The organism is Olsenella uli (genome assembly GCF_901212655.1).
In the GTDB taxonomy this organism is placed as follows: Bacteria; Actinomycetota; Coriobacteriia; order Coriobacteriales; family Atopobiaceae; genus Parolsenella; species Parolsenella uli_A.
In genome coordinates this window covers 41,814-64,466 of the sequence record NZ_CAAKON010000032.1, presented here as the reverse complement: position 1 = coordinate 64,466, position 22,653 = coordinate 41,814, and the positions used below count along the sequence as shown (strand labels likewise).

Genomic DNA, 22,653 nt, shown 5'->3' with positions numbered 1-22,653 from the left:
GAGGTGTTCGGATAAAGTTGATAATCAAGGAAGCCTAGATAAATTTGGGAATACTATTCCTAAATTTGACCATATCATCATCGGATGAGATAATGCCTCCCATCGGAAGATGGGAGGCATTATGTATATAGTCAGAGAAATCGAAGGGACCATCGACAAACTGCTCGGGCAGGGTAAAGTCGTGCTGATTACCGGCGCCCGCCAGGTAGGCAAGACCACCGTCCTCAGAGAACACCTGGGAAGTTCGTTCGATTACGTCACCATGGAAGATCCCGCGGCGTATGCGCAGGCCAAGTCCGATGCAGTTCTTTTCTTCGAGATGCATTCCCTGCCGCTCATCGTCGATGAAATCCAACGAGTGCCCGAACTGTTCTCGCCGGTGAAGTGGCTGGTCGACCAGTCGGCAGAGAAGGGCCGCATCGTGCTCACGGGATCTCAGACCTACCACCTCATGAAGGGCGTGAGCGAGTCGCTCGCAGGTCGCATCAGAATCATAGAGATGCCCGCCCTGTCGCTGCGCGAGCTCGCGGGAAAGAGCGACAACCCCTGCAAATACATACCTTCTATGCTCAAGCCGCATGACGTATCAGCGCCTGACGGCTTCGACCTCTGGCGGCACATGCACCGCGGCAGCATGCCGGAGCTGCAGGACCCCGACGTCGACTGGGACCTGTTCTACACCGACTACGAACGCGCCTACCTCGAGCGCGACGTGCGCGATCTCGTTAACGTGAAGGACGAGGCGAAGTTCTACAGCTTTATGGTGGCCTGCGCCGCCCGCACCGGACAGCTGTTCAACGCCTCGGACATCGGTAACGCCATCGACGCCGACCACAAGACGGTCAAGGCCTGGCTCTCGATTCTTCAGGCCTCGGGCATCGTCCGCATCGTCGAACCGTTTTTCCCGAACGTCGAGAAGCGTCTCACCAAAACGCCGAAGATTTTCTTCATGGACACGGGGCTGGTGTGCCACCTCACCCGATGGACGACCCACGAGCAGCTGCGCGTGGGCGCGATGGCGGGCCACGTATTCGAGACCTTCGTCGTCTCCGAAGTGCTGAAGAGCCATATGAACGCCGGGGCGAACCTGCGCGACGTGTGGTTCTACCGCGACTCCAAGAAACGCGAGATCGACCTGGTCATCCAGGACGGTCGCACGCTCCATCCCGTTGAAATCAAGACCAACGCGTTGGTCAAGAAGGATGCGATCAAGAACTTCGGCTGCCTTGAGGGCATGGCCGACTACGAGGTGGGGTTCGGGCATGTCATCTGCCAGACCCAGGAGCCGTATCTGCTGGTCGAGAACGTGGAGGCCGTGCCCGTTTGGGCGATATAGGAATCAGGCAGCCGCGCCTTCGCCCTGATTGCCGCCAGCGCAAAACGGGACGACGGGGGAGAGCGTTGGAAAGGGATTTTTAATTCCCCCGTTTGGTGCCAAATGGGTGCCGGCCGGGCTGGGCGGCATGGCGGTTCCCGTTTGGGCTAGCAAGATTCCACACGCGCCTATGACTTTCCAGCAGCGCGGCGCGGGGGAGCGGTTGGCTGTTATTCGCGGCCAATGCATCCTGGGGCAAGCGGCTCCGAGAGTGTTTCCGGCGCGGGCTTTCGCTTAGTTGTAGACCGTGCTCCTGTGGCCCACCTTGAACACCTCGACGACGAGACGATTATCTTCGATTACAGCGAGCACGCGGTACGACCCAACGCGGTAGCGCCATTCTCCAGTGCGGTTCGCCGTGAGACCCTTGCCGAACGCGCGGGGGTCCACGCAGCCCTCCAGGTTCTTCTCGATCCAGCTCAGGATAAGCGATGCGTCGAACCGGTCCATCTTCTTGAGCTGCTTCTTAGCGGCGGACGAGAATTCGACGCGATAGCTCATAGCCCGAGCTCCGATTTGACGTCGGAGAGGGAGAAGCGCACCCCGTCGTCTGCCGCCGCGGCCGCGCGAAGGTCTGCGAGGTCCTGGGAGTCCTCGATCTTCTCGAACACGGCATCGCGCAGGAAATCAGAGATCGAAACCCCTTCGAAGGCCGCATACTTGCGCACGACCTCGGCGTCGGCGTCATCCATGCGAAGCGTCATCGTGGTCATAAAATCCTCCTTTTGCCGAATACGTTGTATTCATTCTATCATCTGGCGAAAGGTACGTTTCACCAAAGCGCATGTGATCTTTGCAAACCGACCGACGGTCTGTTAGACTGACTCCCGTTAACGAGAGGAGTGCCCATGGCGCGCAACCCGCATCCCGAGCAGACCGAGCGTCGCATCCTTGACGCCGCCCGCAGGCTCTTCGCTGAGAAGGGCTACGAGAAGACCTCGGTCCAGGACATCATCAGCACGACGGGCCTGTCCAAGGGTGCCGTCTACCACCACTTCAGGTCCAAGGAGGCCATCCTCGACCGGCTGAACGACGACGAGTGGGGCGCGAGCCTGAACCTGCGCGACGAGCTCCGCCGCCGACACGACCTGAACGCGCTCGAGAAGCTACGGGCGCTCATCTCCTCGACCCTGGACGCCGAGCACCTGCGCCTTGTGCGCCTGCAGACACCGCTGCTCAGCGATCCCGCGTCCTTTACCTCCAACATGCGGTTCTGGTCCGATGGCCTGCCGGAGTCCCTTCGTCCCCTGATAGAGGAGGGCGTGCGCGACGGCTCCATTCCCACCGCGTATCCGGCCGAGGCGTCGCAGCTGATCGCGCTGCTGTGCAACTACTGGCTCATGCCATGCTTCTACCCGGCCGCGCGCGAGGATATGGCCCTCCGCATCCGCTGCCTGGCGTCCATGCTCGGCTCCATCGGCGTCCCGCTGTTCGACGAGGCGCTGATGGCGAGGGCGGTCGACGGGCTCATGGAGCTCGCGCCTGGGGCGGGAGAGCTTGAGGCGGCCGGTCCCAGGGCGGGGGAGCCGCGGCCGGAAGGCCTTGGAGCCGAGAAACCCGAGGCATAGGGCACGCTTTCCGTCGAATCACCGAACGCTCGGACTGATGGTTGAACCATCCCGGCCCGAGCCATTCTTTTGCCCTCAATACAGACCGACGGTCGGTCTGATTAGGGAATGGCAGGAATTACCAAAGAAAGGAACGAACCATGTCAGTACCTGCAGTCTCCACCGATTCCGGGCGCCGTGCGCCCCAATCAGACCCCCTGCGTTCGCGCAGCTTCGCCCTGCTCCTTGCCGGCCTGGGCATCTCCCTGTTCGGCAACCTCATGCTGCGCTTTGCAATGTCGATGTGGGTTCTCGACGAGACGGGGTCGGCGGCCGCCTTCGCGTCCATCCTCACCGCGTCTGTCATCCCCACCATCGTGCTCTCGCCGCTCGGCGGCGTGCTCGCCGACCGGATGAACCGCCGCACCATCATGGTGGCGCTCGACGCAACCTCAGCGGCGATCGTACTGGCGTGCGCGCCGGTCTTCTCCGTCACGGGATTCAACCTCGCGGCAATCGCCGCGATGCAGGTGACGCTTGCCGTGCTCGACGCCATGGAGACGCCGACCGTGCAGGCGGCTCTCCCGCAGCTGTTCCGCGAGCACGGGGAGGAGACGATGCGCCGAGCGATGGCGGCCGTCAACATGGTGAACCAGGCCGGAACCCTCGTGCCGGCGCTCCTCGGCGGCGTCCTGTACTCGCTCGTCGGCGCGGCGCCCATGATGCGCATCGCCGTCGCGGGCTTCGCGACGGCCGCGGTGGTGGAGTGCTTCATTCAGCTCGACGCCCCGGACCGGTCTGGGCAAAAGTCATCCTCGGCGGTCGACGACATGAGGGAGGCCGCGCGCTTTCTCACGCGCGAACGGCCCCACATCTTCCGGCTGCTCCTGATCTGCGGCGCGCTCAACTTCCTGGTCACGGGGTATGCCGAGGTGGGCTTTCCCTACATGGTGCGCACGCTGCTCGGCTTCGATGCCGGCGCGTACGGGGTGGCCTACGCGCTGGTGGGCGTGTCCGGGCTCGTCGGGGCGCTTGCGGGCGGGATGGTCGCGAGCCGCCTCTCCATGCGGCGCTTTCCGCTGACGATCCTCGCCTTCGCGCTCACGATCCTGCCGCAGGCACTGGCGATGATGCTTCCCGTGGCTGCGACGGTGCGCCTCGCGGCCCTCACGGCGGGCACGTGCGGGACCATGGTCTCCATCTGCATCTCGAACCTCATCTCCGTCCCCGCCATCCAGATGAGCTGCCCCGAGGGCCTTACGGGCAAGGTCATGTCTCTCGCGCTGTCGTGCAGCCTGTGCGCGCAGCCCCTCGGCCAGATCACCTATGGCCTCGCGTACGGCGCGCTCCCCGCGGGGGTTGTGCTATTCGCGACGTTCGCCCTCGCGCTGCTGTGTGCGGTCCCGGTCGCGCGCGTCGCGGATCGGTTCGAGGCGTAGGGGGGCGGGGGGGCACCCCAACTCCTGTGGCGGTGCGGGGCGCGACCCCGAGGGTTCCCGCACAATATGTGGGTTCCCACCCGGATCGGACGCAGCCAGCGCAAGTTTTTGTCCGCATGACTCAACGCCCCGCCGGCATCTTTTGTCCAAGATTTGTCCATGTGAGAGCCGGAGGTACGATGTCCATCAGCTCAACAAGGCCATCTACCTGCTGCTATGTAAGTAGAGATCAGCGCGTCCGCAAGCGCATGCTCATTGAGTGGGAATAGGAAATTCCCTAGTTATGGGGGTACAAATCATACTTCTGATAAACGAAACTGGCACCGCTTCTGTATAAGGGTTTAAGGGTTGCGCAGATGGCGATCAATGCCCGCGATGCTTCTGCTTGCGTCTCAGCTTCCGCTGCTCGAAGCGCGCCTCCGCCTCGTCCGCGCGACGTTGGCTTCTTGCGCGGACCGACTCCCGTTTCATTGCCTCCCGCTGACTCGCGAGCGCCTGCTGCGCCTTGGTCCCCATCGCCGGCCGCTTTAGGACCTTCGACACCTCGCGGGCGCGGCGCTTGGGGTTTTTCGCAGGCTTGCTTCCCTCGGCGGGATCGTCACCGAAGAACGCGAGCTTCGCCCATTGGCTTCGAACGAACTGCAGGATTTCCCCATCGGACGGCGCCGCGCCGAAGACGATGCGGGCGGCGCCGTACCTTCCGTCCTCGACATGCTCCGCCAGCCCGACCCAAAATTGACCGTCATGGAATACGGTCAGAGTGGACGACACACCGATCTGCATGGTTGGCTCCTCCTTTATGTAGATGACCATGCAGAGAAGGGACAACCAAGGAGGCAGGTTACTGATGCGGACTCCCGCACGCCCACGACTACCCCACGGGGACTGTGTTTTCATCTCTGATGTCCGCATTGTAGCACGAGCGGTTATCGCGGGCGCACCGCGTGACCTCGAGAGGAGCGATGCGGGTTGAGTTGGATTGAAAAGCTCGGGATCTCGAATGCTCGCGGCTTCCATTTCGGTGTACAGCACGAAGAAGACGCCCTTTTGTTTGAGGCGTTCGATTTGCTGCTCTCCCGCGGGGATGGGCTTTCTGCTTTGGGCGTCTGCCATCATCGGCCTCCTGTCGCCAACCTGCATGGGTCATTCCACCAGCGTGTTCTCGCGTTACCGCGAAGAACGTTCGTCGGTTCATGGCGCAACCGCCTGCAACTATTCCCTTATTTCGACAAGGGTAACTAGTTTGACCTGGGGTTTTGCAAACTGCTCGAAAGCCGCCCGAGTCGATCCACTTGCGATTGCGGCTGGCGGCTTGCAGGCTACAGGGCGGTTGAGTTTCAAAACGGGCGTTTTCGGCGCCATCGAGCCCCAAAGGCTGCCCGCCGCGCCCTTTGGGGCAAAAACGAAAACTCAAAGCCCCGAGTTTGAAATGAGTTTTTGGAGTTGTCCCAGTCTTTGTCCCCGAGGCCGACGAAAACGCGACGCGGCGTCACCCGGCGGCACTCGGCTCGAGACGGCATCGAAAACTGGGTGCAACTGGAGTGGCGGGACGGCAGAACCGTCACCATCGAGTGGGAGTAAACAAAAATCAAACTTAAGGGACTAGTTTTCGCATTTTTGAAATAATTGGTGCCTTAAACGTACGATAACACCTCCTAGCGTACAATCTCGCTTGGAGGTGTTATCTTGCTTTGAAGCTATTTCGCAGAGAACAATATCTGAAGAAGATCCGCCCGTTTTACGATGACGACTTGATAAAAGTCATCACGGGAATACGACGGTGCGGAAAATCGTGCCTCATGGCAACCATCGTCGAAGAGCTCAAGGATCGAGGGGTCCCAGAGAAAGACGTCGTCTACCTCGACCTCGACAAGCGCGGCAACCGCTCTATCAAAACCCCGGATCAGCTTGAGGCGGCAATCGAGTCGAGGCTCGTCGACGACGACTTTAAATACCTCTTCATAGACGAGGTTCAGAACGTCCGCGATTACGAGGAAGTCGTGAACGCGTTCAACACCGACGGCGGCTTCTCCATTTTCATCACGGGATCGAACTCCTACCTTCTCTCCGGTGAGCTCATGACCAAGCTCACGGGACGTTATATCGAGTTCGAAATGTTCACCTTGTCGTTTAGCGAATTCCTAGCCATGAAGGAGTTCCTTGGCGTCGAGGCGAAGGACGATAGGATTGAGTTCGAAGAATACCTTCGCTACGGCGGCTTCCCCCGTTCCCTCGAATACGACGACGTCGAGGCGAAGGCTCGCTACATCGAGGATGTCGTGAGGCAAATCGTCAAGAAGGACATCAGGTCTCGGAATAAGATACGAAACATCGACGCCTTCGAGCGCGTCACGGCCTATATCATCAACAATTACGGCGCACCGACAAGCCTCACCAACCTGGTTGATCACCTTAGGAACGTCGAGAAGATCGCCATCGAAAGAAGAACCGTCTCTGCATACATCCAGATGCTGGTCGACGCGAAGATTCTCTACAAATGCCAGCGCTTCGACCTGAAATCGAGGAAGTCTCTTCGAGGTGAGGAGAAGTACTACCTGGCCGATCCCGGGATTTACTTCGCGAGGAATGTCGATGTGCGCTTGAATTACGGGCCATCTTTGGAAAACGCCCTCTACATCTACCTCAGGTCCCGTGGATACAAGCTCTCGGTCGGGCGAATCGGCAAGCTGGAATGCGACTTCATCGCCAGGAGCCATGACCTTTACGCCTACATCCAGGTGTCCATGACGATCGCCGACCGTGATGTAGAAGAGCGCGAGTACAGACCGTTCAGCCATATCAGAGACGGATACCCGCGCTACCTCTTCACATTGGATCCGCTCCTGCAAAGGCGAGAAGGCGTGAGGCATCTTAATTTGATCGACTTCATGAAGAGCGATGAAGATCTGCAGTAGCGGGATGAGCGACGAAACAAAGCAGATTTCCTTCGTCTCGAGTTTTTTCCCGATACTGCATCGCCCGAGGCAATCAGATACTGTGGTCGAAATGATTCGACCATAGAAATGAGCGGCCATGGATCTGATGGAAGCAATCGAAGTGCGCCATTCGGTGCGTCAATATCAAGACAAGCCCATTCCCGCCGCCGTGCGCGAGGCGCTGCAGGCTGAAATAGACAAGGCAAATGAAGAGGGATACCTTCAGCTAAAAATAGCCTTTGACGAGCCTAGAGCTTTTCCAGCATGATGGCACACTACGGTAAGTTCAGAGGCGTGAACAATTACATCGTATGCGGCGGAAGGCCAAGCCCTGATCTGCAGGAGCGCGTCGGGTTCTTCGTCGAGTGCGTGGTGCTGAAAGCCCAGCAGCTCGGACTCAACACCTGCTGGGTGGCACTCACGTACGGCAAGGGCTCTTGCAAAATCCTGGTCGAACCAGGCTCGAAGCTGGTATGCACGATAGCGCTAGGTTATGGCGAAACTCAGGGGATTCCCCGCAAAAGTAAAGCCGTGCAAGACCTATGCAGCGTAAACGGCGTCCTGCCCGAATGGTTCGAACGAGGCGTGAAGGCAGCACAGCTTGCCCCCACCGCCATGAACCAGCAGAAGTTCCGCTTTGAATTGCACTCGGACGGGCATGCCGTTTCCGCCAAAAGCCTGGGCGGGTTCTACTCGAACATAGACCTGGGCATCGTTCGCTACCATTTCCAGATAGGCGCGAATTCGGCATCCGAAGACTGGCGCTGGGAAGCATAATGCAGCGCTCCACGAATCGCAAATGCGCGCCTGCTGCTAGTGAAACCAATAACACCATCGGACATGCCGACCTTACCGCACGCAAAATGAGTGAGCTCGGCCAAGAATTCGCCATGTGCCGCGATGCCTTCATCGCCCTTGGTGACGAGAGCCGGCAGCTCATATTCATGCAGCTCTTGCAGAATTACGGCGGCATGCGCGTTGGCGAGCTGACGAATACCGTAGGGTTATCGCGCCCAACGGTGTCGCACCATTTGAAGATCCTGAAAGACGCCGGCCTGGTCAGCATGTATTCGGTTGGCACCAAGAACTTCTATCACGCCAGTTCCAACCTGGCCAAATGGCGCCAAATCGCTCACTTAGCCAAACAGGCAGAACGCTTCGTGGAAGACTACCTTAAAAGCTGCGATCAAGGAACGATCCCACCCTACCGAGCAGAGTAGGGTTGCGCATCGCCCTCCTCAAACCTGGCCTATCAGGTTCTTCTTACTCGGCCATTCATAAATGGCCAGGTAAGTTCGTCCTGATAATTGTGGTATCCAACATTTTTACGCCCTTAATAATGTTGTTTAGAGAAATTTAGGAATAGCATTCCTAAACTTGACCACATTACAAGCAAATGAAATGCACTGGTAGAGAAGGATGCGATCGAGAACTTCGGCTGCCTTGAGGGCATGGCCGACTATGAGGATGGATTCGGCCACGTCATCTGCCAGACTCAAGAGCCGTACCTGCTGACCGAGAACGTCGAGGCCGTTCCCGTTTGGACGATATGGGAATCGGGCAACCGAGCCTCCGCCCTGATTGCCGCCAACGCAAAACGGGACGGCGGGGGAGAGATGGCTTGCCTCATGAGCGAGGCGCTCCAGCACACCAAAGATCCGAATGGCGTGGCGTCGATGAAGAGGCTTGGTAGGTTTCTCGTGTCGGCGCTGAAGGTCACGCTGGGCTTTTTCGTTTGGCTATTCCACGCCGTGTTCACTTATTCCTTACTCCATTTGCTCTTTTCCAGGGTGGGACAGCCCTTTGTGGGGTATTCCGACTTTTTGGAGACGGGTGTCGTGAACGTCGTTCCTGCATGGCAATGGCTGCTCGATACCTGACGCTCGTGTCGCTCAGCTCCAGCCTTCGGGCAATCAGTCCACCAGGTTCTCGATGCTCGCGCCTTGCTCGGTGGTGCCGAGCCGCAGGCGATCGGTGGTGAGCACCAGCTTGGGGAAGGCATCGTTCACAAGGGCAAAGGGCGCCAGTTCGCGCTCGTATGTCTCGGGGCTTGCAAGCGTTTCGGTCACCTGGATGTAGAGACAGATCCATGTCGCCTACCCGGGCGTGCATGGCCACGTTGCGTCATACGGCGGCACTTGCTTCGAGATGCCGGCGAAAACTGGGCGCAACTGGAATGACGGGACGGCAGAACCGAAGGCCTCGTGTGGGAATGATCTCCTCTGGCTTTCAGGTGTACAGGGCGCGAATGCAGCTAACGAATTGAGATGCCAGAACCGCGGGATCATCTGCGAACCCGGATTCTGCCCACATCAAGGCCATCTCGACGAAGCCCCCCGCGACGTATCTTTCGAGGAAGTCCCTATCAAGGCCAGACGCGACGCCCCGTCTCGCTTCCGGCAGGAACCGGCCCACATTTGCTACCGCTGACTTGCGCAGCGCACCCGCAAGCTCGCCGCTGCCGCCCCCAAGGGCGAGCGCCCTCACGCCACTTCCCTGCTCCAGCAGATGGCGCAAGGCGTGCTCCACCAGCGCCTCCGGCGTCTCCGACCGCGTGAAGTCGTGCTCCGGCTCGGGCTCGACGGGAGCTATCACGTGGGCGCATATCTGGTCGAGCAGATCGGCCATAAGCGCCTCCTTGCTGGAGAAGCGCGCATAGAAGGTGGCTCGGCCCACATCCGCCCGCTCGATGACCATGCTTGCGGTAACGGCCTCGTAGCCCTTCTCCGCCAGAAGTTCTTGAAAAGCGCCCCTTATCAATCGCTTGCTGCGGGCAACGCGTCTGTCGTCGACTTTGAAGTCCGGTGCATCGGGCCCAGGCTTGCGGCGGGGCTCGCGCTCACGACGGTGGCGTGCGCCATGCTGTCGGTCGATTCCTCCCGGGCCATGAGCTTCACGCCTGGATCGTCTTCCAGGTGCCGCCAGGCGTTCCATTTGCAGTCGGGCTCGTCTTCATGGCAGCGGGCAGCGTGCTCGCTGCACCGCAAGTGTGTGAGCGAAGTCCGACGGGATGACGGTAGTCATTGCTCCGCGGACCCAACCCCTATCTACTCCCAGCTGTTCCAGACCTCGGGCTTGTAGCCAACGGTTGCCTGCTTGCCGTTGCGCACGACGGGCTCGGCGAGGACCTGCTGGTTCTCGAGCAGCTTGTCGAAGCGTTGGCTCTCTGCCAGGTGTTGGATGAGCGCAAGGGTGTCCTCGTCCTTGGCCTTGGGGTTGAGCAGCGCGTCGATACCGCCTGCCGCCTGCATCACGGAGCGCAGCTCGCCCTTGCTCATCTCCTTCTCCTTGAGGTCGATGAACTGGAACTTGATGCGGCGCTCCTTGAACCAGCGCTGGGCCTTCTTGGTGTCAAAGCTCTTCTTCGTGCCGAATATCTGGATGTTCATGGGGTTTCCCAATCCGGTTCGTTCGCGAGTATCCTTATAGAGTTTGACTGTACCGCGGCGTCCTGGCTTACGGGGCGCCGCTCGCAAGAAAGGCCCCACATGCTCCCTCTGCCCGAGGAAATCCGCCGCCGCTGCACCTTCGCCATCATCTCCCACCCAGACGCCGGCAAGACCACGCTTACCGAGAAGCTGCTGCTCTACAGCGGCACCATCCAGTCCGCCGGCTCGGTGAAGGGCAAGAGCTCGTCCAAGCACGCCGTCTCCGACTGGATGGACATCGAGAAGCAGCGCGGCATCTCCGTGACCTCCTCGGTGTTGCAGTTCGAGTACGGCGGACGCTTCGTGAACATCCTCGACACCCCGGGTCACCAGGACTTCTCCGAGGACACCTACCGCACGCTCATGGCCGCCGACGCCGCGGTTATGGTCATCGACGGCGCCAAGGGCGTCGAGGCCCAGACCAAGAAGCTCTTCAAGGTCTGCACGCTGCGCCACATTCCCATCTTCACCTTCGTGAACAAGCTCGACCACGACGCGCGCGACCCCTTCGACCTCATGGAGGAGATCGAGAACGTGCTGGGTATCGGCACGTATCCCATGAACTGGCCCATCGGCTCGGGACGCAACTTCAAGGGCGTGTTCGACCGTGCGAGCCGTCATGTGCTCGCCTTCCAGGGCGACGGCCACGCCAACGCTGCCAAGAGGGTAGCCGAGATTGAGGCGGAGCTGGGCGCGCCCGAGATGGACGAGCTTATCGGCGAGGAGAACCACGCGAACCTGCGCGACGACATCGAGCTGCTCGACGGCGCCGCCGACGAGTTTGACGAGGGGGCCGTGGCCACGGGCAAGCTCTCGCCCGTGTTCTTTGGCTCGGCGCTCACCAACTTTGGCGTGGAGCCGTTCCTGAAGGACTTCCTGCGTCTGGCCCCCAGCCCCGGCGCGCACAAGGATGCCGAGACGGGCGAGGTCATCGAGGCGACCGACCCCGACTTCTCGGGCTTCGTGTTCAAGATCCAGGCCAACATGGACAAGAACCACCGAGACCGCATCGCCTTTCTGCGCATCTGCTCGGGCGAGTTCAACCGTGGCATGGACGCCCTCCACGTGCAGGGTGGCCGCAAGATCAAGCTCGCCACGGGCACCTCGATGATGGCCGACGACCGCTCCACGGTAGACCGTGCCGTTGCGGGTGACATCGTGGGCCTGTTCGACCCGGGCATCTTCTCCATCGGAGACACGTTGTGCGCCGGCAAGCGCCGCGTGCGCTACGCGGGCATTCCCACCTTTGCGCCCGAGCACTTTGCGCGCATCACCCAGGTGGACACCCTGCGCCGCAAGCAGTTCGTGAAGGGCATGGAGGAGCTTGCCCAGGAGGGTGCCATCCAGATCTTCCGCGAGGTGGGCTCCGGCATGGAGAGCGTCATCGTGGGCGTGGTTGGCGTGCTGCAGTTCGAGGTGCTCGAGCAGCGCCTCAAGAGCGAGTACAAGGTCGAGGTCGACCGCAGGGCCCTGCCATACGAGATCATCCGCTGGGTGGAGAACGACCCGGAGGAGCTGGACCTGGCCTCGCTCGACCTCACGCGCGACACCTGCAAGGTGGAGGACATGCGCGGCCACCGGCTGCTGCTCTTCACGCGTCCGTGGAGCCTGGACTGGGCGGTGGAGCACAACGAGAACCTGCGCCTGGCCGAGTTTGGCAACGTGACGTTCTAGATGCGCCTGGGACGTGGGCTCTCCTAGCCCTCTACGGCCTTGGTCTCTTGGGCAAGATCCTCGCTGAGGTCGAGCTTGTTGAACTCCTCGTTGGTGGGGAGGGCCATCTCGAAGCGGCAATACGTCTCGAGCTTGCCCTCGGCCTTGTCAACGGAGAGCTCAAGGAGGTGCCCGCCGCGAGCGTGGTCGTCCGAGAGGTAGTGCAGGTGCCACCCCGGCAGGTTGATTCCCTGCAGGTAGGCGGGGGTCCAGACACCAATCGCCCATCCATGCTCGTGCTCGTAGGCATGCTCATGCTGGTCGCTGGCGAGCTCGGGGAAGGTGGGGTAGGGCTTGGTCTCGCACTTCTTGCAGCTGCGCACGCGAACGTGGGGGAATGTGCCGTGCAGGGCGACGAGCGCCCAAGCGTTGTCGTTGTCGTCGTAGGCACGGCGCCTGCGCTCGAGCTCGGCCCTTGCCTCGTCGAGGCTGCCGGTGGTGTCGAGACACACGCTTCCGGCGCGGCCCGTGAAGTTGGCCACCGTTGCAAAGGCGAGGCGGTTGGTGTTGGGGTACTCGCTGGCAGACCCGCTGTAGTGGGCGTTGTAGGCGTGGCCGTCGCAGATGATGGCCTCGCCGTCGAGTCCCTCGTAGGTGCCGATGCCCCAGGCGCCGTGGCGCTTGAGGCAACCAACGGTGACGGCTCCGTCGAAGTTGCCCATCATGAGGGCGTTGAGCGTGCTCACCTGGAAGAAGATGGGCTTGTTAGCGTAGGCCCTGGCCTCGGCGTCGATGCTGGAATCCTGGGCTGTGGCGTCAATGGGTTCCCGTAGGTTCATGGTGGTTCCCTCCTTTGGCTGCTCAGGATACGACTTGCGGCGTGGCCGGGGGCGCTTCGTCGCGTAGTATGGGTAAGGTCTTACAGGTTAAGGGGCGCGCGGGTGCGAGATCGTCCGGCGCGGGCGCTTGCGTGCGCGTGCTTGCGAGGCGGCTGGCGGATGGGACGCTTGCGGGCGAATGCGGGCGCGGGATGGCCGGTGGGCAAGTGGGCACCCGCGGGCATGGATGGGCGCGAGGCGGCAGGCGGACGGGCTGAAGCTCGTTTGCGCGTGGAGGTATGGATGGGCGAACGCGAGAGTCATAAGGCTGGGGGCGGGACGGCCGACGCTGCCGTCGCGGCTCCGCGCCTCACGCGCGACGAAGCTGGTCTCGCGCTGGTTGGCGGCAACATGGTGCTGCGGGGAGACTTCTCCCGCATGCTGCCGCGCCTGAGGCGCGACCGGCTCTCTCGCGAGTTGTTGGTTCGGGCGGCCAAGGTCAAGGGGGTGGACGCGCCGGTTGCCGTTGACGCCACGGCGGGCCTTGGCGAGGACTCGCTACTGCTTGCCGCCGCGGGTTTCAGCGTCCTGCTCTGCGAGCGGGACGAGGTGGTTGCCGCCCTGCTTAAGGACGCGCTTGAGCGGGCGGCGGCAGACCCTGCGCTCGCGGCGGTGGTCGCCCGCATGCGCGTGGCCGAGGGCGACAGCATCGAGGTGCTGCACTCGCTTCCCGAGCCTCCTGATGTGGTCTACCTGGACCCGATGTTTCCCGAGCGCCGCAAGAGCGCGGCGGTGAAGAAGAAGTTCCAGCTCATCCATCAGCTCGAGCCTCCCTGCGGCGAGCAGGAGGAGCTGCTGGGAGCAGCGCTCGCGGCCTCGCCGCGCAAGGTGGTTATCAAGCGGCCGGTCAAGGGACCCGCGCTCGCCGGCGTGAAGCCGAGCTACTCGCTCTCTGGCAAGGCTGTGCGTTACGACGTGCTGGTTCCGCCTCGGTAGGAGACCGTGCGTCCTCGGTAGGAGACTGTGAAGATGGTCGGGCTGCTGCTCGCTGTTGTGGCTTGCCGTTGCGGTGACGTTTGCTTAGGCCGGCGGAACAAATTCCCGTTGCATGGATAGGGCCTCTTACCTGCAATGTATGCACTCCTGGATGCTGTGCCGCCTTGGAGGCCTGTCAAAACGTGAGGCTTTTCGCCCCTTTCTTGTTTGGTGTCAGTTTGATTTGCGTTTGCGCCAGGACGGGTTTCCGGCATTTCTTTCTGCCGCCCGTGGGGCCGCCCATAGGCTCGAGGTGAGGCCGCTCCGTCGGGAGCGAGGCTGCGCCTCGGCATCGTTGCGCGGTCGGCCCAATGGTGGGCGCCTCGTCTTGAAAGGGGAGGCGTATGGACCTGTATCAGCGCGTGGACGAGGACATATTGGGGGTCTACAAGCGGTGGGCAGACAGGAGCAAACCGTACTTCGAGCGTTCGCGCGACGAGTTCTCCCGCCTCGTGAATCCCCGCGCCTATTACGACGAGGCCCCCGACCCCAACGACATCGTGCTCATCAATCTCTGCTTCACGGAGTGGTTCCTGTTCGAGTTTGACCTCGCGGACGGATGCACGCCTCTTGAGTGCTATGTGGCGGAGCCCCCGACGAGAATCGACGAGGAGAGCGTGCACCGCCTCGCGCAGGTGGCGACAACGCAGCGCTTCTCGCGCTTTGCCATCTGCGAGAAGCTCCTGGCGTCTGAAGATGCGCGTCTGCTCGACCTCTTCACGGGGGAGGAGCTGCTGGTGCATGCGCCAACGGTCTGCAAGAGGCGCAACTGGAGGCGCGGGACCGTGTCCATGAGAATTGCCTGCGTGGACGGCCGGTGGATGCAGGTGGGAAAGGCGACACTCTATGACAAGGCTCCGGCGAAAGCGGAATGCTCGATTCGGGGCGAGGACAAGGTCACGATCTTGGCTCGCAAGGATGGAGCCTGGGGCTTTCTGCACCGCGAATGGAGCGAGAGCTACTTCCTCAACCTTCTCTATGATGTCATCGGAGTAGCCGGGGCCTACACGGACACATGTCGCGCGGTTCCTGTGTAATTGGAGGCGGTTCCTTTTTCAACATTCCTGAATACGTGGCGTTGCCGCGCGTGGGCCATGCCTTTTGCGGGGTTGTTGCGGTGGGTCTCGCGTGAGTGGGCCCCAATCTCGTATCATCAAGGGTCGCAAACTATATCCGAGTGAAGGGTGCACACGTGATCAAGGAGATCGTCAAGGACGAGGAGTTCCTGAGCAAGCCGGCGGAGCCTGCAACGGCGGAGGATGCCGAGGTGGCGCAGGACCTGCTCGACACGATGGCGTCGCTGGACGACTGCGCCTGCCTCGCTGCCAACCAGATTGGCTCCACGAAGGCGATCATCGCGTTCCAGAGCACGAACGGCCCTGCGGTCATGTTCAATCCCAAGATCGTTGCCTTCATGGCTCCGTACAAGGCAACCGAGGGTTGCCTGTCGCTCGAGAACGTCTCCGAGGTGAAGCGCTTCCAGCTCATTCGCGTCAAGTTCGACGCTCTCGTGGACGGCAAGCTCGTCTCCCGCACGCGCAAATACCACAACTGGGTGGCCGAGTGCGTGCAACACGGCGTCGACCACTGCGCCGGCAAGCTGGTGTAGGCGAGGCATAGCGGTGGCCCCCGGCCCCGCATGCAACGGGGTTCGCGACGCCGGACTCGCGTGTGGCGGTGGGCTATGGCCGGCGGTCTCGTGTTCGCATGGGCACTACTCCAGGAACCCGAGTTCGCATGGGTGCTACTCCAGGAACCCGAACACGATGCCGAGCGTGATGTAGGCGGCCACCCAGACAATGAACGCGACGAAGCAGTACGCGAACAGGCGCAGGTGCGAGACCGAGGCGCTCTGGGCAATCTCCGCCATGGCGTCGGCGCGGGGGTTGCCTGTGGCGCTCGTTCCCTGGCGCTTGCGACGGCGTTTGGCGCTCTTGCTCTTGCTGGCATTTCCCTCGAGGTCGAGCGGCTCGTTCCAGGTGAAGGAGAACGAGAGCCGGGCGTCAGTGCCCACGCGCGTGCGCAGGGCGGCCACCTGCTCGGGCAGGTACGAGTTCGCCTGGCCTGGCTGGAGCTTTTCTCCCTCGGGAACGGTTCTGGGAACGCGGGAGCGGATGTGGCGTAGCGCCGAGGTGGACACGCCATAGCCGGCGGCGCCCACCGCGACGGCGATGATGAAGCCGATGCCAAGCGAGATTTCGACCGCGAGGCAGACCGCGTTGATGGTGTCGCCCACGACCGCCTCGGGATAGGAGGTCAGGATGCGTGACCTCACGAAGGGGACCGCCACGGGCAGCGCCACGAGCGCCCAGATCACAACGATGCCGAACCGCCAGGCGCGCAGGCGGCGGACCCAGGAGAGCAGGGTGGCGTCGTCATCGAGGTCAGCGAGGGTGGAGCGCCAGATGAGGCGTGCGTAGAGACACAGGTAGGGAACGACGAGCGCCCCGCCGAGACCGGCCACGAGCATGCCTTGCGTCGACACCTCGTTCAGCGATACGAACTGCGCCATGAACATGGACCCGCCTGCGAGGGCGAGCGCCGCGATGACGAGGAACGCCTTGAACCCCAGGCTCCAGGCGGGACGGCGCGTGTCGGGGCTTCCTGCCTCGGAGTCTTCCGTCGTGATGTGGTTGTCCATGAGCTTTTCCCTCCACCCGTTGTGGAGGACAGTATATCCCTCGGCACAAACGCTCCCTGCGTCGATTTCCGTGACGCCCCTCCTGCGCGATGCTTTCCGAGACGCCTCCCTCGCCGTTTTCGCGATGCCCTCGCGGTACTCCCCCGAATCGGGCGAATCGATGGAAATTGAACCATTGAACTCATTTCCATTGGTTTGTCCACGAAGTTCAATATCCTGTGTGGTAGAGTGTCGATAAATTGAACTTAAGGAGCCCCGAGGTTCTGGGAAGTTCAATTTATTAGCAGATATTGAACTTTGTGGAGTGAGGTGGGCATGGAAAACGAGTTCGCATCCCGGCTGAGAGCCGCGATGGAGGCTCGCGGCCTCAAGCAGTCCGACCTCGTCCGCGCCGCCGCAGAGGCGGGCGGCCACCTTGGCAAGAGCCAGGTAAGCCAATACGTGAGCGGCAAGACCGTCCCGAGGCCGGCCCCCGCCGCGCTGCTCGCGCGCATCCTCGACGTTCCCGAGGCATGGCTGCGCGAGGGAGCGGGCGACTTTGAGCCGGCGGGTGCTGGCGAAGGGCCAAAGGGCGACGGTTGTCTTGGGCCGGCGGATGATGGCCGTGCCCCCGAGGGCGCCAGCGACGGGTCGGCCACCAACGCCGACGGGCAGAAGGCTCGCGGCGACGGTCCGAAGCCCGATGGCGAGCGAGCTACTGCGCGGCCTGCAGCCGCGACCCCGGGCGCGTCGCCCGCGGCCGATTCCCATCACACCTCCACCCAAGGGAGCATCTCCATGCGTCAGTTCAAGAAGTCCTCAAAGCTCGACAACGTGCTCTATGACGTCCGTGGCCCCGTCGTGGATGAGGCGGCCCGCATGGAGGCCGAGGGCACGCGCATCCTCAAGCTCAACATCGGCAACCCCGCGCCCTTTGGCTTCCGCACACCCGACGAGGTTGTGCAGGACATGCGCTACCAGCTGCCCGAGTGCGAGGGCTACTCGGACTCGCGCGGCCTCTTCTCCGCGCGCAAGGCCATCATGCAGTACGCCCAGATCAAGCAGCTGCCCAACGTGGGCATGGACGACATCTACACCGGCAACGGCGTCTCCGAGCTCATCAACCTGTCCTTGCAGGCGCTGCTGGACAACGGCGACGAGATCCTCATCCCCAGCCCTGACTACCCGCTGTGGACCGCCTGCGCCACCCTCGCCGGCGGCACACCCGTCCATTACCTCTGCGACGAGCAGGCCGAGTGGTACCCCGACATCGACGATATCCGTGCCAAGGTGACCCCGCGCACGAAGGCCATCGTCATCATCAACCCCAACAACCCCACCGGCGCCCTCTACCCGCGTGAGGTGCTCGAGGAGATTGTCCAGGTGGCGCGCGAGAATCAGCTCATCATCTTCTCCGACGAGATCTATGACCGCCTCGTCATGGACGGCCTCGAGCACGTCTCCATCGCCAGTCTGGCGCCGGACCTGTTCTGTGTGACGTTCTCGGGCCTCTCCAAGAGCCACATGATCGCCGGCTACCGCATCGGCTGGATGGTGCTCTCGGGCAACAAGCGCTGCGCCCGCGACCTCATTCTGGGCATCAACATGCTCTCCAACATGCGCCTGTGCTCCAACGTGCCGGCGCAGTCCATCGTGCAGACCGCCCTGTGGGGCCACCAGAGCGTGAACGACTACATCGTGCCGGGCGGCCGCATCTACGAGCAGCGCGACTGCGTGTACAAGGGCCTCAACGAGATTGACGGCATCACGGCCGTGAAGCCCAAGGCGGCGTTCTACATCTTCCCGAAGATTGACATCGAGCGCTTTGGCATCACGGACGACGAGCAGTTTGCGCTGGATCTGCTGCACGAGAAGCGCGTGCTGATCGTGCCGGGCAAGGGCTTCAACTGGGGCAAGCCAGATCACTTCCGCGTGGTCTACCTGCCGCGTCGTCGCGTGCTGCGCGAGTGCATGGAAGACATCGCCGACTTCCTCAGCACCTACCGCCAGTAGCGTGCCATTAAGGACACCCGAGCTTGCCATGGGGGACAGACCCTTTTGCAAGTCTTCTGAATAAAGAAGCATTTCCGATGAATATGGGGGCGCGGGGATAATTATTCCTCGCGCCCCCTAGACTGTCCATTTGGTGCCGGGCACCCTGGAAGGGGTCAAGACGAATGACACGGATGATCAGAAGTTGAGGAATCCGGCACGGATGGCGCGGAAGCGCCGTTTGACGCGTCGGAAGACGCAAGAAGGAGACGTAATGTCTGATTTCGAGAACGAGAACCTGAACGAGAGCGACGAGATGCTGGACGAGACGACCGACCAGGGCGTTGAGGACGAGGTCGTCGAGGAGGACGTCGAGGTCGAGGCTGAGGCCGACGAGACCGAGGACGCCGAGGATTCTGACGATAGCGCCGAGGAGGCCGAGGAGCAGGACGAGAACGAGAAGCTCTTCGCCAAGGTGAAGCGTGCCGAGAACCTGCTGTTCCGTCGCCGCGTTTCCCTCGAGCGTGCCGCCGAGGAGAAGAAGGAGAAGACGGCCAGCCTGGTTCGTGCCCTGAAGCTCCTCGAGCTCAAGCCCAAGATGGACCAGAAGGAGATGTCTGACCTGCTGGGCATGCGCCTGCGCGAGCTCGACTCCCTGATGGCCGACGCCGAGGCCAAGGACATCGTGGCCCGCGTTGAGCCGGAGGAGCCCGACATGCGCAAGGTTGTCGTGTTCGCCGGCGAGGACGCCGTCGAGCGCGCCGAGGCCGAGGGCCGCAAGGGCGACGACCTGGTTCCGGGCCTCTCCGAGGAGGAGACCGAGCAGCTTCTTTCCCTGCTCGATAAGGTGATTGACCCGCTCGTGGCCATGGGTCTCGACGAGCCGCGCGAGGATCGTGGCGGCCGTGGCGGCTTTGGCCGCGGCGGCGACCGTGGCGGTCGCGGCGGCTTTGGCGGCCGCGGTGGCGACCGCGGTGGTGACCGTGGCGGTCGCGGCGGCTTCGGCGGCCGCGGTGGCGACCGTGGCGGCCATGGTGGCTTTGGTGGTCGCGACAGCCGTGGCGGCGACCGCGGGGGCTTCCGCGGCGGCGACCGTCGCGATGACCGTCGTGGCGGCTATGGCGATCGCGACAACCGCGGGGGCTTCGGCGGCCGTGGCGGCGACCGCGGGGGCTTCCGCGGCGGCGACCGTCGCGATGACCGTCGTGGCGGCTTCGGCGGCAACCGTGGCGGCTATGACCGCGGCGGCAACCGTGGCGGCTATGACCGCGGTGGCGATCGTGGCGGGTTCGGCGGGAACCGCGGCGGCTTCTCCGGCAACCGCGGCGGCGACCGTCGCGATGACCGTCGTGGCGGCTTCGGCGGCAACCGCGGTGGCTTCTCCGGCAACCGTGGCGGTTACCGCGACTAGCTCGGGCCGCGCTGTCTGACCGACAGCACCGATAGTCTCTGCCTGGCAAAAGGCCCCGCAAGCTCGCGATGAGCTTGCGGGGCCTTTGCGTGGCGGGCCTCGTGGCGCCTTGAGCGGGCCTCTCGTCTTACTTCTTGTACTCGTAGAAACCCTTGCCCGCGGCAACGCCGGTCTCGCCCTTGTCGGCCTTCTCCTTCACCGGAGTCATGCGGACGCTCGCGGCATACTTCATGACCTCGGGAACGTTAGCGAGGTCCGTGCCGGCGTGAGGCATGACCTCGGCGAGCGGTAGAGTGTCTGATTTGGAGAGGAATGGGCGCGCCGGGGGGCGAGTGCGTGAGGGGGCGGCCCTAAGGGCGCCAGACCCTGGGGGAACTAGCCCAAGGGTGGCGGGCGCGCGAGAGGCATGAGCACATGAGAGGGGCGATGGCATGACCGACTGGCTTTCGCGGATGTTCGTCAAGAACTATGGCAAGGTGGATGACCCGCAGGTGCGCGTGGGATACGGCATACTCGCCGGCGTGGTGGGGATTGTCTGCAACCTGCTGCTTTGCGCCGCGAAGGGTGCCATCGGCCTTTCGGCGGGATCTGTCTCTATCGTGGCGGACGCCGTCAACAACTTGAGCGACGCGTCGAGTAACGTGGTGAGCCTGATTGGCTTCAAGCTGGCAAGCCGACCGGCAGACGAGGGCCATCCGTATGGGCACGGACGCTTCGAGTACCTTGCGGGGCTTGTCATATCAGTGCTGGTCACAGCTGTGGGCATCGAACTTGCGCGCTCGGGCGTCGAGCGAATCGCGGTGCCGGAGCCGGTGGAGTTCAGCTGGGCGCTCGTTGTGGTGATGCTGTTGTCCGTGGCCGTGAAGGCGTGGATGATGGGGTTCAACAAGACGCTCGGGCACCGCATTGAATCCGAGACCCTTGCCGCGACGGCGACCGATTCGCGTAACGATGCCCTCTCGACCCTTGCCGTGCTGGCCTGCACGCTGGTCTCGCAGCTCACGGGCATACAGATTGACGGCTGGGTGGGCCTTGCGCTGGGCATCTTCGTGCTGGTGAGCGGCCTTGGGCTCGTGCACGAGACGGTGGATACCCTCCTGGGCGAGGCGCCCTCTCCCGAGCTCGTGGCCCACATTCGCAACGAGATCCTGAGCCGTCCGGGGGTGCTGGACATGCATGGGCTCATGGTGCATGACTATGGTCCGGGCCGTAAGTTCGCCAGTGCCCACGTGGTGATGGCCGCCGAGGAGAATCCCCTCGAGGCGCACGCGGTGCTCGATGCCATCGAGAGGCATTCGCTCGAGCACGATGGCATCATGCTGACGCTGCATTGGGATCCGGTGGTTACCAAGAGTGGCGAGGGCGGCGTGTTCGAGGGGGCCGGCGTGCCCGATGGGATTGACGAAGGCAGGCGGTAGGGCGCGCCAGTGATGGCCTGCGGGTTTACGGGAGCGCGATGGGGCAGGTATGAATCGAGGCGACCTCGCGGGTGCGGGGCCGCCTCGATGCGTTTTGCTTGGCGGTAGTGGTGGCGCGGCGGTGCGAGGGGCGCGGCGCGTATGGTCCGAGGCTGCTCTCGTTACTTCAGGCTCGCCTCGATGATGCCCTTGAGCTCGTCCATGCCGGAGCCGTTGGCGGCTGAGGTGATGACGTAGGGCACGTTGCTCGGCAGGGTGAACTGGCGCGCGAGTGCCTTTGCCTGCGCGGCCTGCTTGCTCTTTGCGAGCTTGTCGGCCTTGGTGAAGGCGATGCAGAACGGGTGCTCGAGCTTGAGCAGGTAGTCCACCATGTTCTCGTCGAGTGGCTGCATGTCGTGGCGGATGTCCACGAGCGCCACCACGAGGCGGAGGTTGCGCTCCATCTCGAAGTAGTCGGCCATGAGCTTGACCCAGCGCTCCTGCTCGGCGCCGGAGACGCGAGCGTAGCCGTAGCCGGGTAGGTCGACGAAGTCCACACCCTGGACGTCGAAGAAGTTGATGTTGATGGTCTTGCCCGGCTTGGCGGAGACCTTCACGAGGTTCTTGCGGTTAAAGAGCTTGTTCATGATGGAGGACTTGCCCACGTTGGAGCGGCCGACGAAGGCGATCTCGGGGCGTCCGGGCTTGGGCAGCTGGGCGGCCGTTCCGGCAGACCAGGTGAACTGTGCGAGGTTGTAGTTGAGCTTCTTGGCCATCTCGGCTCCGTTTCTCGGCGCGTGGGCGGCGGTTGGGATGGGTGGCCTGCCTTGCGCGCGTGTCATACATGTCAGGCTCATGAGTCTACCCGAGGGTGCGAAGCTGCGGCGACGATGTCCAACGCGTACTCGCGGAATCTCCGCTTGCGTTGGGGGATAGACCCTTTTACAAGAAACCTGAAAATGGGGGGGATTGCCGCCTTGCCCTCACTCCCGAGCAGACGCG

Annotated in this window: 24 protein-coding genes and 1 pseudogene; 15 read left to right on the top strand and 10 right to left on the bottom strand. The window is 62.5% G+C overall.

The window, feature by feature from the left end; genetic code table 11:
* The first annotated feature begins 109 nt into the window (after positions 1-109).
* Positions 110-1,336: an ATP-binding protein gene (locus EFAMC2_RS06570; protein ID WP_315985356.1), complete on the top strand. Its 1,227-nt coding sequence runs from the start codon at positions 110-112 to the stop codon at positions 1,334-1,336.
* Positions 1,337-1,609: 273 nt separating this feature from the next.
* Here the strand turns inward: EFAMC2_RS06570 and EFAMC2_RS06565 are convergent, their stop codons facing one another.
* Together EFAMC2_RS06565 and relB are read right to left on the bottom strand one after the other, a co-directional pair.
* Positions 1,610-1,876 carry a type II toxin-antitoxin system RelE family toxin gene (locus EFAMC2_RS06565; protein ID WP_154028032.1) on the bottom strand — a complete coding sequence of 89 codons (267 nt, stop codon included), beginning with the start codon at positions 1,874-1,876 and terminating at the stop codon, positions 1,610-1,612.
* Positions 1,873-2,088: a type II toxin-antitoxin system RelB family antitoxin gene (gene relB / locus EFAMC2_RS06560; protein WP_154028031.1), complete on the bottom strand. Its 216-nt coding sequence runs from the start codon at positions 2,086-2,088 to the stop codon at positions 1,873-1,875. The genes EFAMC2_RS06565 and relB overlap by 4 nt, the downstream gene beginning before the upstream one ends.
* A gap of 135 nt (positions 2,089-2,223) precedes the next feature.
* Here relB and EFAMC2_RS06555 point away from each other — a divergent pair, with 135 nt between their 5' ends.
* Both EFAMC2_RS06555 and EFAMC2_RS06550 read left to right on the top strand, forming a co-directional pair.
* Positions 2,224-2,943, top strand: coding sequence for a TetR/AcrR family transcriptional regulator (locus EFAMC2_RS06555; RefSeq protein ID WP_154028030.1), 720 nt, complete (start codon positions 2,224-2,226; stop codon positions 2,941-2,943).
* Between the two features lie 140 nt (positions 2,944-3,083).
* Positions 3,084-4,361 (top strand): MFS transporter, encoded by a 1,278-nt coding sequence (locus EFAMC2_RS06550; RefSeq protein ID WP_154028029.1) that lies wholly within the window; start codon positions 3,084-3,086, stop codon positions 4,359-4,361.
* Between the two features lie 363 nt (positions 4,362-4,724).
* Here the strand turns inward: EFAMC2_RS06550 and EFAMC2_RS06545 are convergent, their stop codons facing one another.
* Entirely contained in the window at positions 4,725-5,144 is a 420-nt protein-coding gene (locus tag EFAMC2_RS06545) for a YjdF family protein (RefSeq protein ID WP_154028028.1), read from the bottom strand.
* Positions 5,145-5,330: 186 nt separating this feature from the next.
* On the opposite strand from EFAMC2_RS06545, the gene EFAMC2_RS06540 reads away from it, so the two are divergent.
* From EFAMC2_RS06540 to EFAMC2_RS06515, 5 genes and pseudogenes are all read left to right on the top strand, one after another.
* Positions 5,331-5,603 (top strand): hypothetical protein, encoded by a 273-nt coding sequence (locus EFAMC2_RS06540; RefSeq protein WP_154028027.1) that lies wholly within the window; start codon positions 5,331-5,333, stop codon positions 5,601-5,603.
* A 449-nt stretch (positions 5,604-6,052) separates the two neighbouring features.
* The gene (locus tag EFAMC2_RS06535) at positions 6,053-7,276 is read left to right on the top strand and encodes an ATP-binding protein (RefSeq protein WP_154028026.1); all 1,224 of its coding nucleotides are present in this window, start codon (positions 6,053-6,055) and stop codon (positions 7,274-7,276) included.
* 118 nt (positions 7,277-7,394) lie between these two features.
* Positions 7,395-8,074 (top strand): annotated as a pseudogene (locus EFAMC2_RS06525) (nitroreductase family protein).
* Positions 8,074-8,517: an ArsR/SmtB family transcription factor gene (locus EFAMC2_RS06520; RefSeq protein WP_222838542.1), complete on the top strand. Its 444-nt coding sequence runs from the start codon at positions 8,074-8,076 to the stop codon at positions 8,515-8,517. The pseudogene EFAMC2_RS06525 and the gene EFAMC2_RS06520 overlap by 1 nt, the downstream one beginning before the upstream one ends.
* Positions 8,518-8,748: 231 nt before the next feature.
* Positions 8,749-9,177, top strand: coding sequence for a hypothetical protein (locus tag EFAMC2_RS06515; protein ID WP_187325201.1), 429 nt, complete (start codon positions 8,749-8,751; stop codon positions 9,175-9,177).
* A gap of 33 nt (positions 9,178-9,210) precedes the next feature.
* Here EFAMC2_RS06515 and EFAMC2_RS06510 read toward each other — a convergent pair whose 3' ends face one another.
* The 3 genes from EFAMC2_RS06510 to EFAMC2_RS06500 form a co-directional block, all read right to left on the bottom strand.
* Positions 9,211-9,366, bottom strand: a complete 156-nt coding sequence (locus EFAMC2_RS06510) for a hypothetical protein (protein ID WP_187325199.1) — start codon at positions 9,364-9,366, stop codon at positions 9,211-9,213.
* Positions 9,367-9,526: 160 nt separating this feature from the next.
* Entirely contained in the window at positions 9,527-10,231 is a 705-nt protein-coding gene (locus EFAMC2_RS06505; RefSeq protein ID WP_154028025.1) for a TetR/AcrR family transcriptional regulator, read from the bottom strand.
* 113 nt (positions 10,232-10,344) lie between these two features.
* Positions 10,345-10,686 carry an arsenate reductase family protein gene (locus EFAMC2_RS06500; RefSeq protein ID WP_154028024.1) on the bottom strand — a complete coding sequence of 114 codons (342 nt, stop codon included), beginning with the start codon at positions 10,684-10,686 and terminating at the stop codon, positions 10,345-10,347.
* 99 nt (positions 10,687-10,785) lie between these two features.
* On the opposite strand from EFAMC2_RS06500, the gene EFAMC2_RS06495 reads away from it, so the two are divergent.
* Positions 10,786-12,399 (top strand): peptide chain release factor 3, encoded by a 1,614-nt coding sequence (locus tag EFAMC2_RS06495; RefSeq protein WP_154028023.1) that lies wholly within the window; start codon positions 10,786-10,788, stop codon positions 12,397-12,399.
* Between the two features lie 23 nt (positions 12,400-12,422).
* Here EFAMC2_RS06495 and EFAMC2_RS06490 read toward each other — a convergent pair whose 3' ends face one another.
* The gene (locus EFAMC2_RS06490; protein WP_154028022.1) at positions 12,423-13,217 is read right to left on the bottom strand and encodes an acetolactate decarboxylase; all 795 of its coding nucleotides are present in this window, start codon (positions 13,215-13,217) and stop codon (positions 12,423-12,425) included.
* A gap of 282 nt (positions 13,218-13,499) precedes the next feature.
* Between EFAMC2_RS06490 and EFAMC2_RS06485 the strand changes: the two genes are divergently transcribed.
* The 3 genes from EFAMC2_RS06485 (at position 13,500) to EFAMC2_RS06475 (ending at position 15,840) form a co-directional block, all read left to right on the top strand.
* On the top strand, positions 13,500-14,192 hold the full coding sequence (locus EFAMC2_RS06485) for a class I SAM-dependent methyltransferase (RefSeq protein ID WP_187325198.1): 693 nt from the start codon (positions 13,500-13,502) through the stop codon (positions 14,190-14,192).
* A 383-nt stretch (positions 14,193-14,575) separates the two neighbouring features.
* Positions 14,576-15,268, top strand: a complete 693-nt coding sequence (locus EFAMC2_RS06480; RefSeq protein WP_154028021.1) for a hypothetical protein — start codon at positions 14,576-14,578, stop codon at positions 15,266-15,268.
* A 155-nt stretch (positions 15,269-15,423) separates the two neighbouring features.
* Positions 15,424-15,840, top strand: a complete 417-nt coding sequence (locus EFAMC2_RS06475) for a peptide deformylase (RefSeq protein WP_154028020.1) — start codon at positions 15,424-15,426, stop codon at positions 15,838-15,840.
* 135 nt (positions 15,841-15,975) lie between these two features.
* On the opposite strand, the gene EFAMC2_RS06470 is transcribed toward EFAMC2_RS06475, so the two are convergent.
* Positions 15,976-16,872 (bottom strand): hypothetical protein, encoded by an 897-nt coding sequence (locus EFAMC2_RS06470; RefSeq protein ID WP_154028019.1) that lies wholly within the window; start codon positions 16,870-16,872, stop codon positions 15,976-15,978.
* 315 nt (positions 16,873-17,187) lie between these two features.
* Here EFAMC2_RS06470 and EFAMC2_RS06465 point away from each other — a divergent pair, with 315 nt between their 5' ends.
* Both EFAMC2_RS06465 and EFAMC2_RS06460 read left to right on the top strand, forming a co-directional pair.
* Entirely contained in the window at positions 17,188-18,864 is a 1,677-nt protein-coding gene (locus EFAMC2_RS06465) for an aminotransferase class I/II-fold pyridoxal phosphate-dependent enzyme (RefSeq protein ID WP_154028018.1), read from the top strand.
* 253 nt (positions 18,865-19,117) lie between these two features.
* Positions 19,118-20,254 carry a hypothetical protein gene (locus EFAMC2_RS06460; protein ID WP_154028017.1) on the top strand — a complete coding sequence of 379 codons (1,137 nt, stop codon included), beginning with the start codon at positions 19,118-19,120 and terminating at the stop codon, positions 20,252-20,254.
* Between the two features lie 127 nt (positions 20,255-20,381).
* Here the strand turns inward: EFAMC2_RS06460 and EFAMC2_RS06455 are convergent, their stop codons facing one another.
* On the bottom strand, positions 20,382-20,528 hold the full coding sequence (locus tag EFAMC2_RS06455; RefSeq protein ID WP_187325200.1) for a hypothetical protein: 147 nt from the start codon (positions 20,526-20,528) through the stop codon (positions 20,382-20,384).
* A 157-nt stretch (positions 20,529-20,685) separates the two neighbouring features.
* Between EFAMC2_RS06455 and EFAMC2_RS06450 the strand changes: the two genes are divergently transcribed.
* On the top strand, positions 20,686-21,672 hold the full coding sequence (locus EFAMC2_RS06450) for a cation diffusion facilitator family transporter (protein ID WP_154028016.1): 987 nt from the start codon (positions 20,686-20,688) through the stop codon (positions 21,670-21,672).
* A gap of 161 nt (positions 21,673-21,833) precedes the next feature.
* Here the strand turns inward: EFAMC2_RS06450 and yihA are convergent, their stop codons facing one another.
* Positions 21,834-22,427, bottom strand: a complete 594-nt coding sequence (yihA, locus tag EFAMC2_RS06445) for a ribosome biogenesis GTP-binding protein YihA/YsxC (RefSeq protein ID WP_154028015.1) — start codon at positions 22,425-22,427, stop codon at positions 21,834-21,836.
* Between the last annotated feature and the right edge of the window lie 226 nt (positions 22,428-22,653).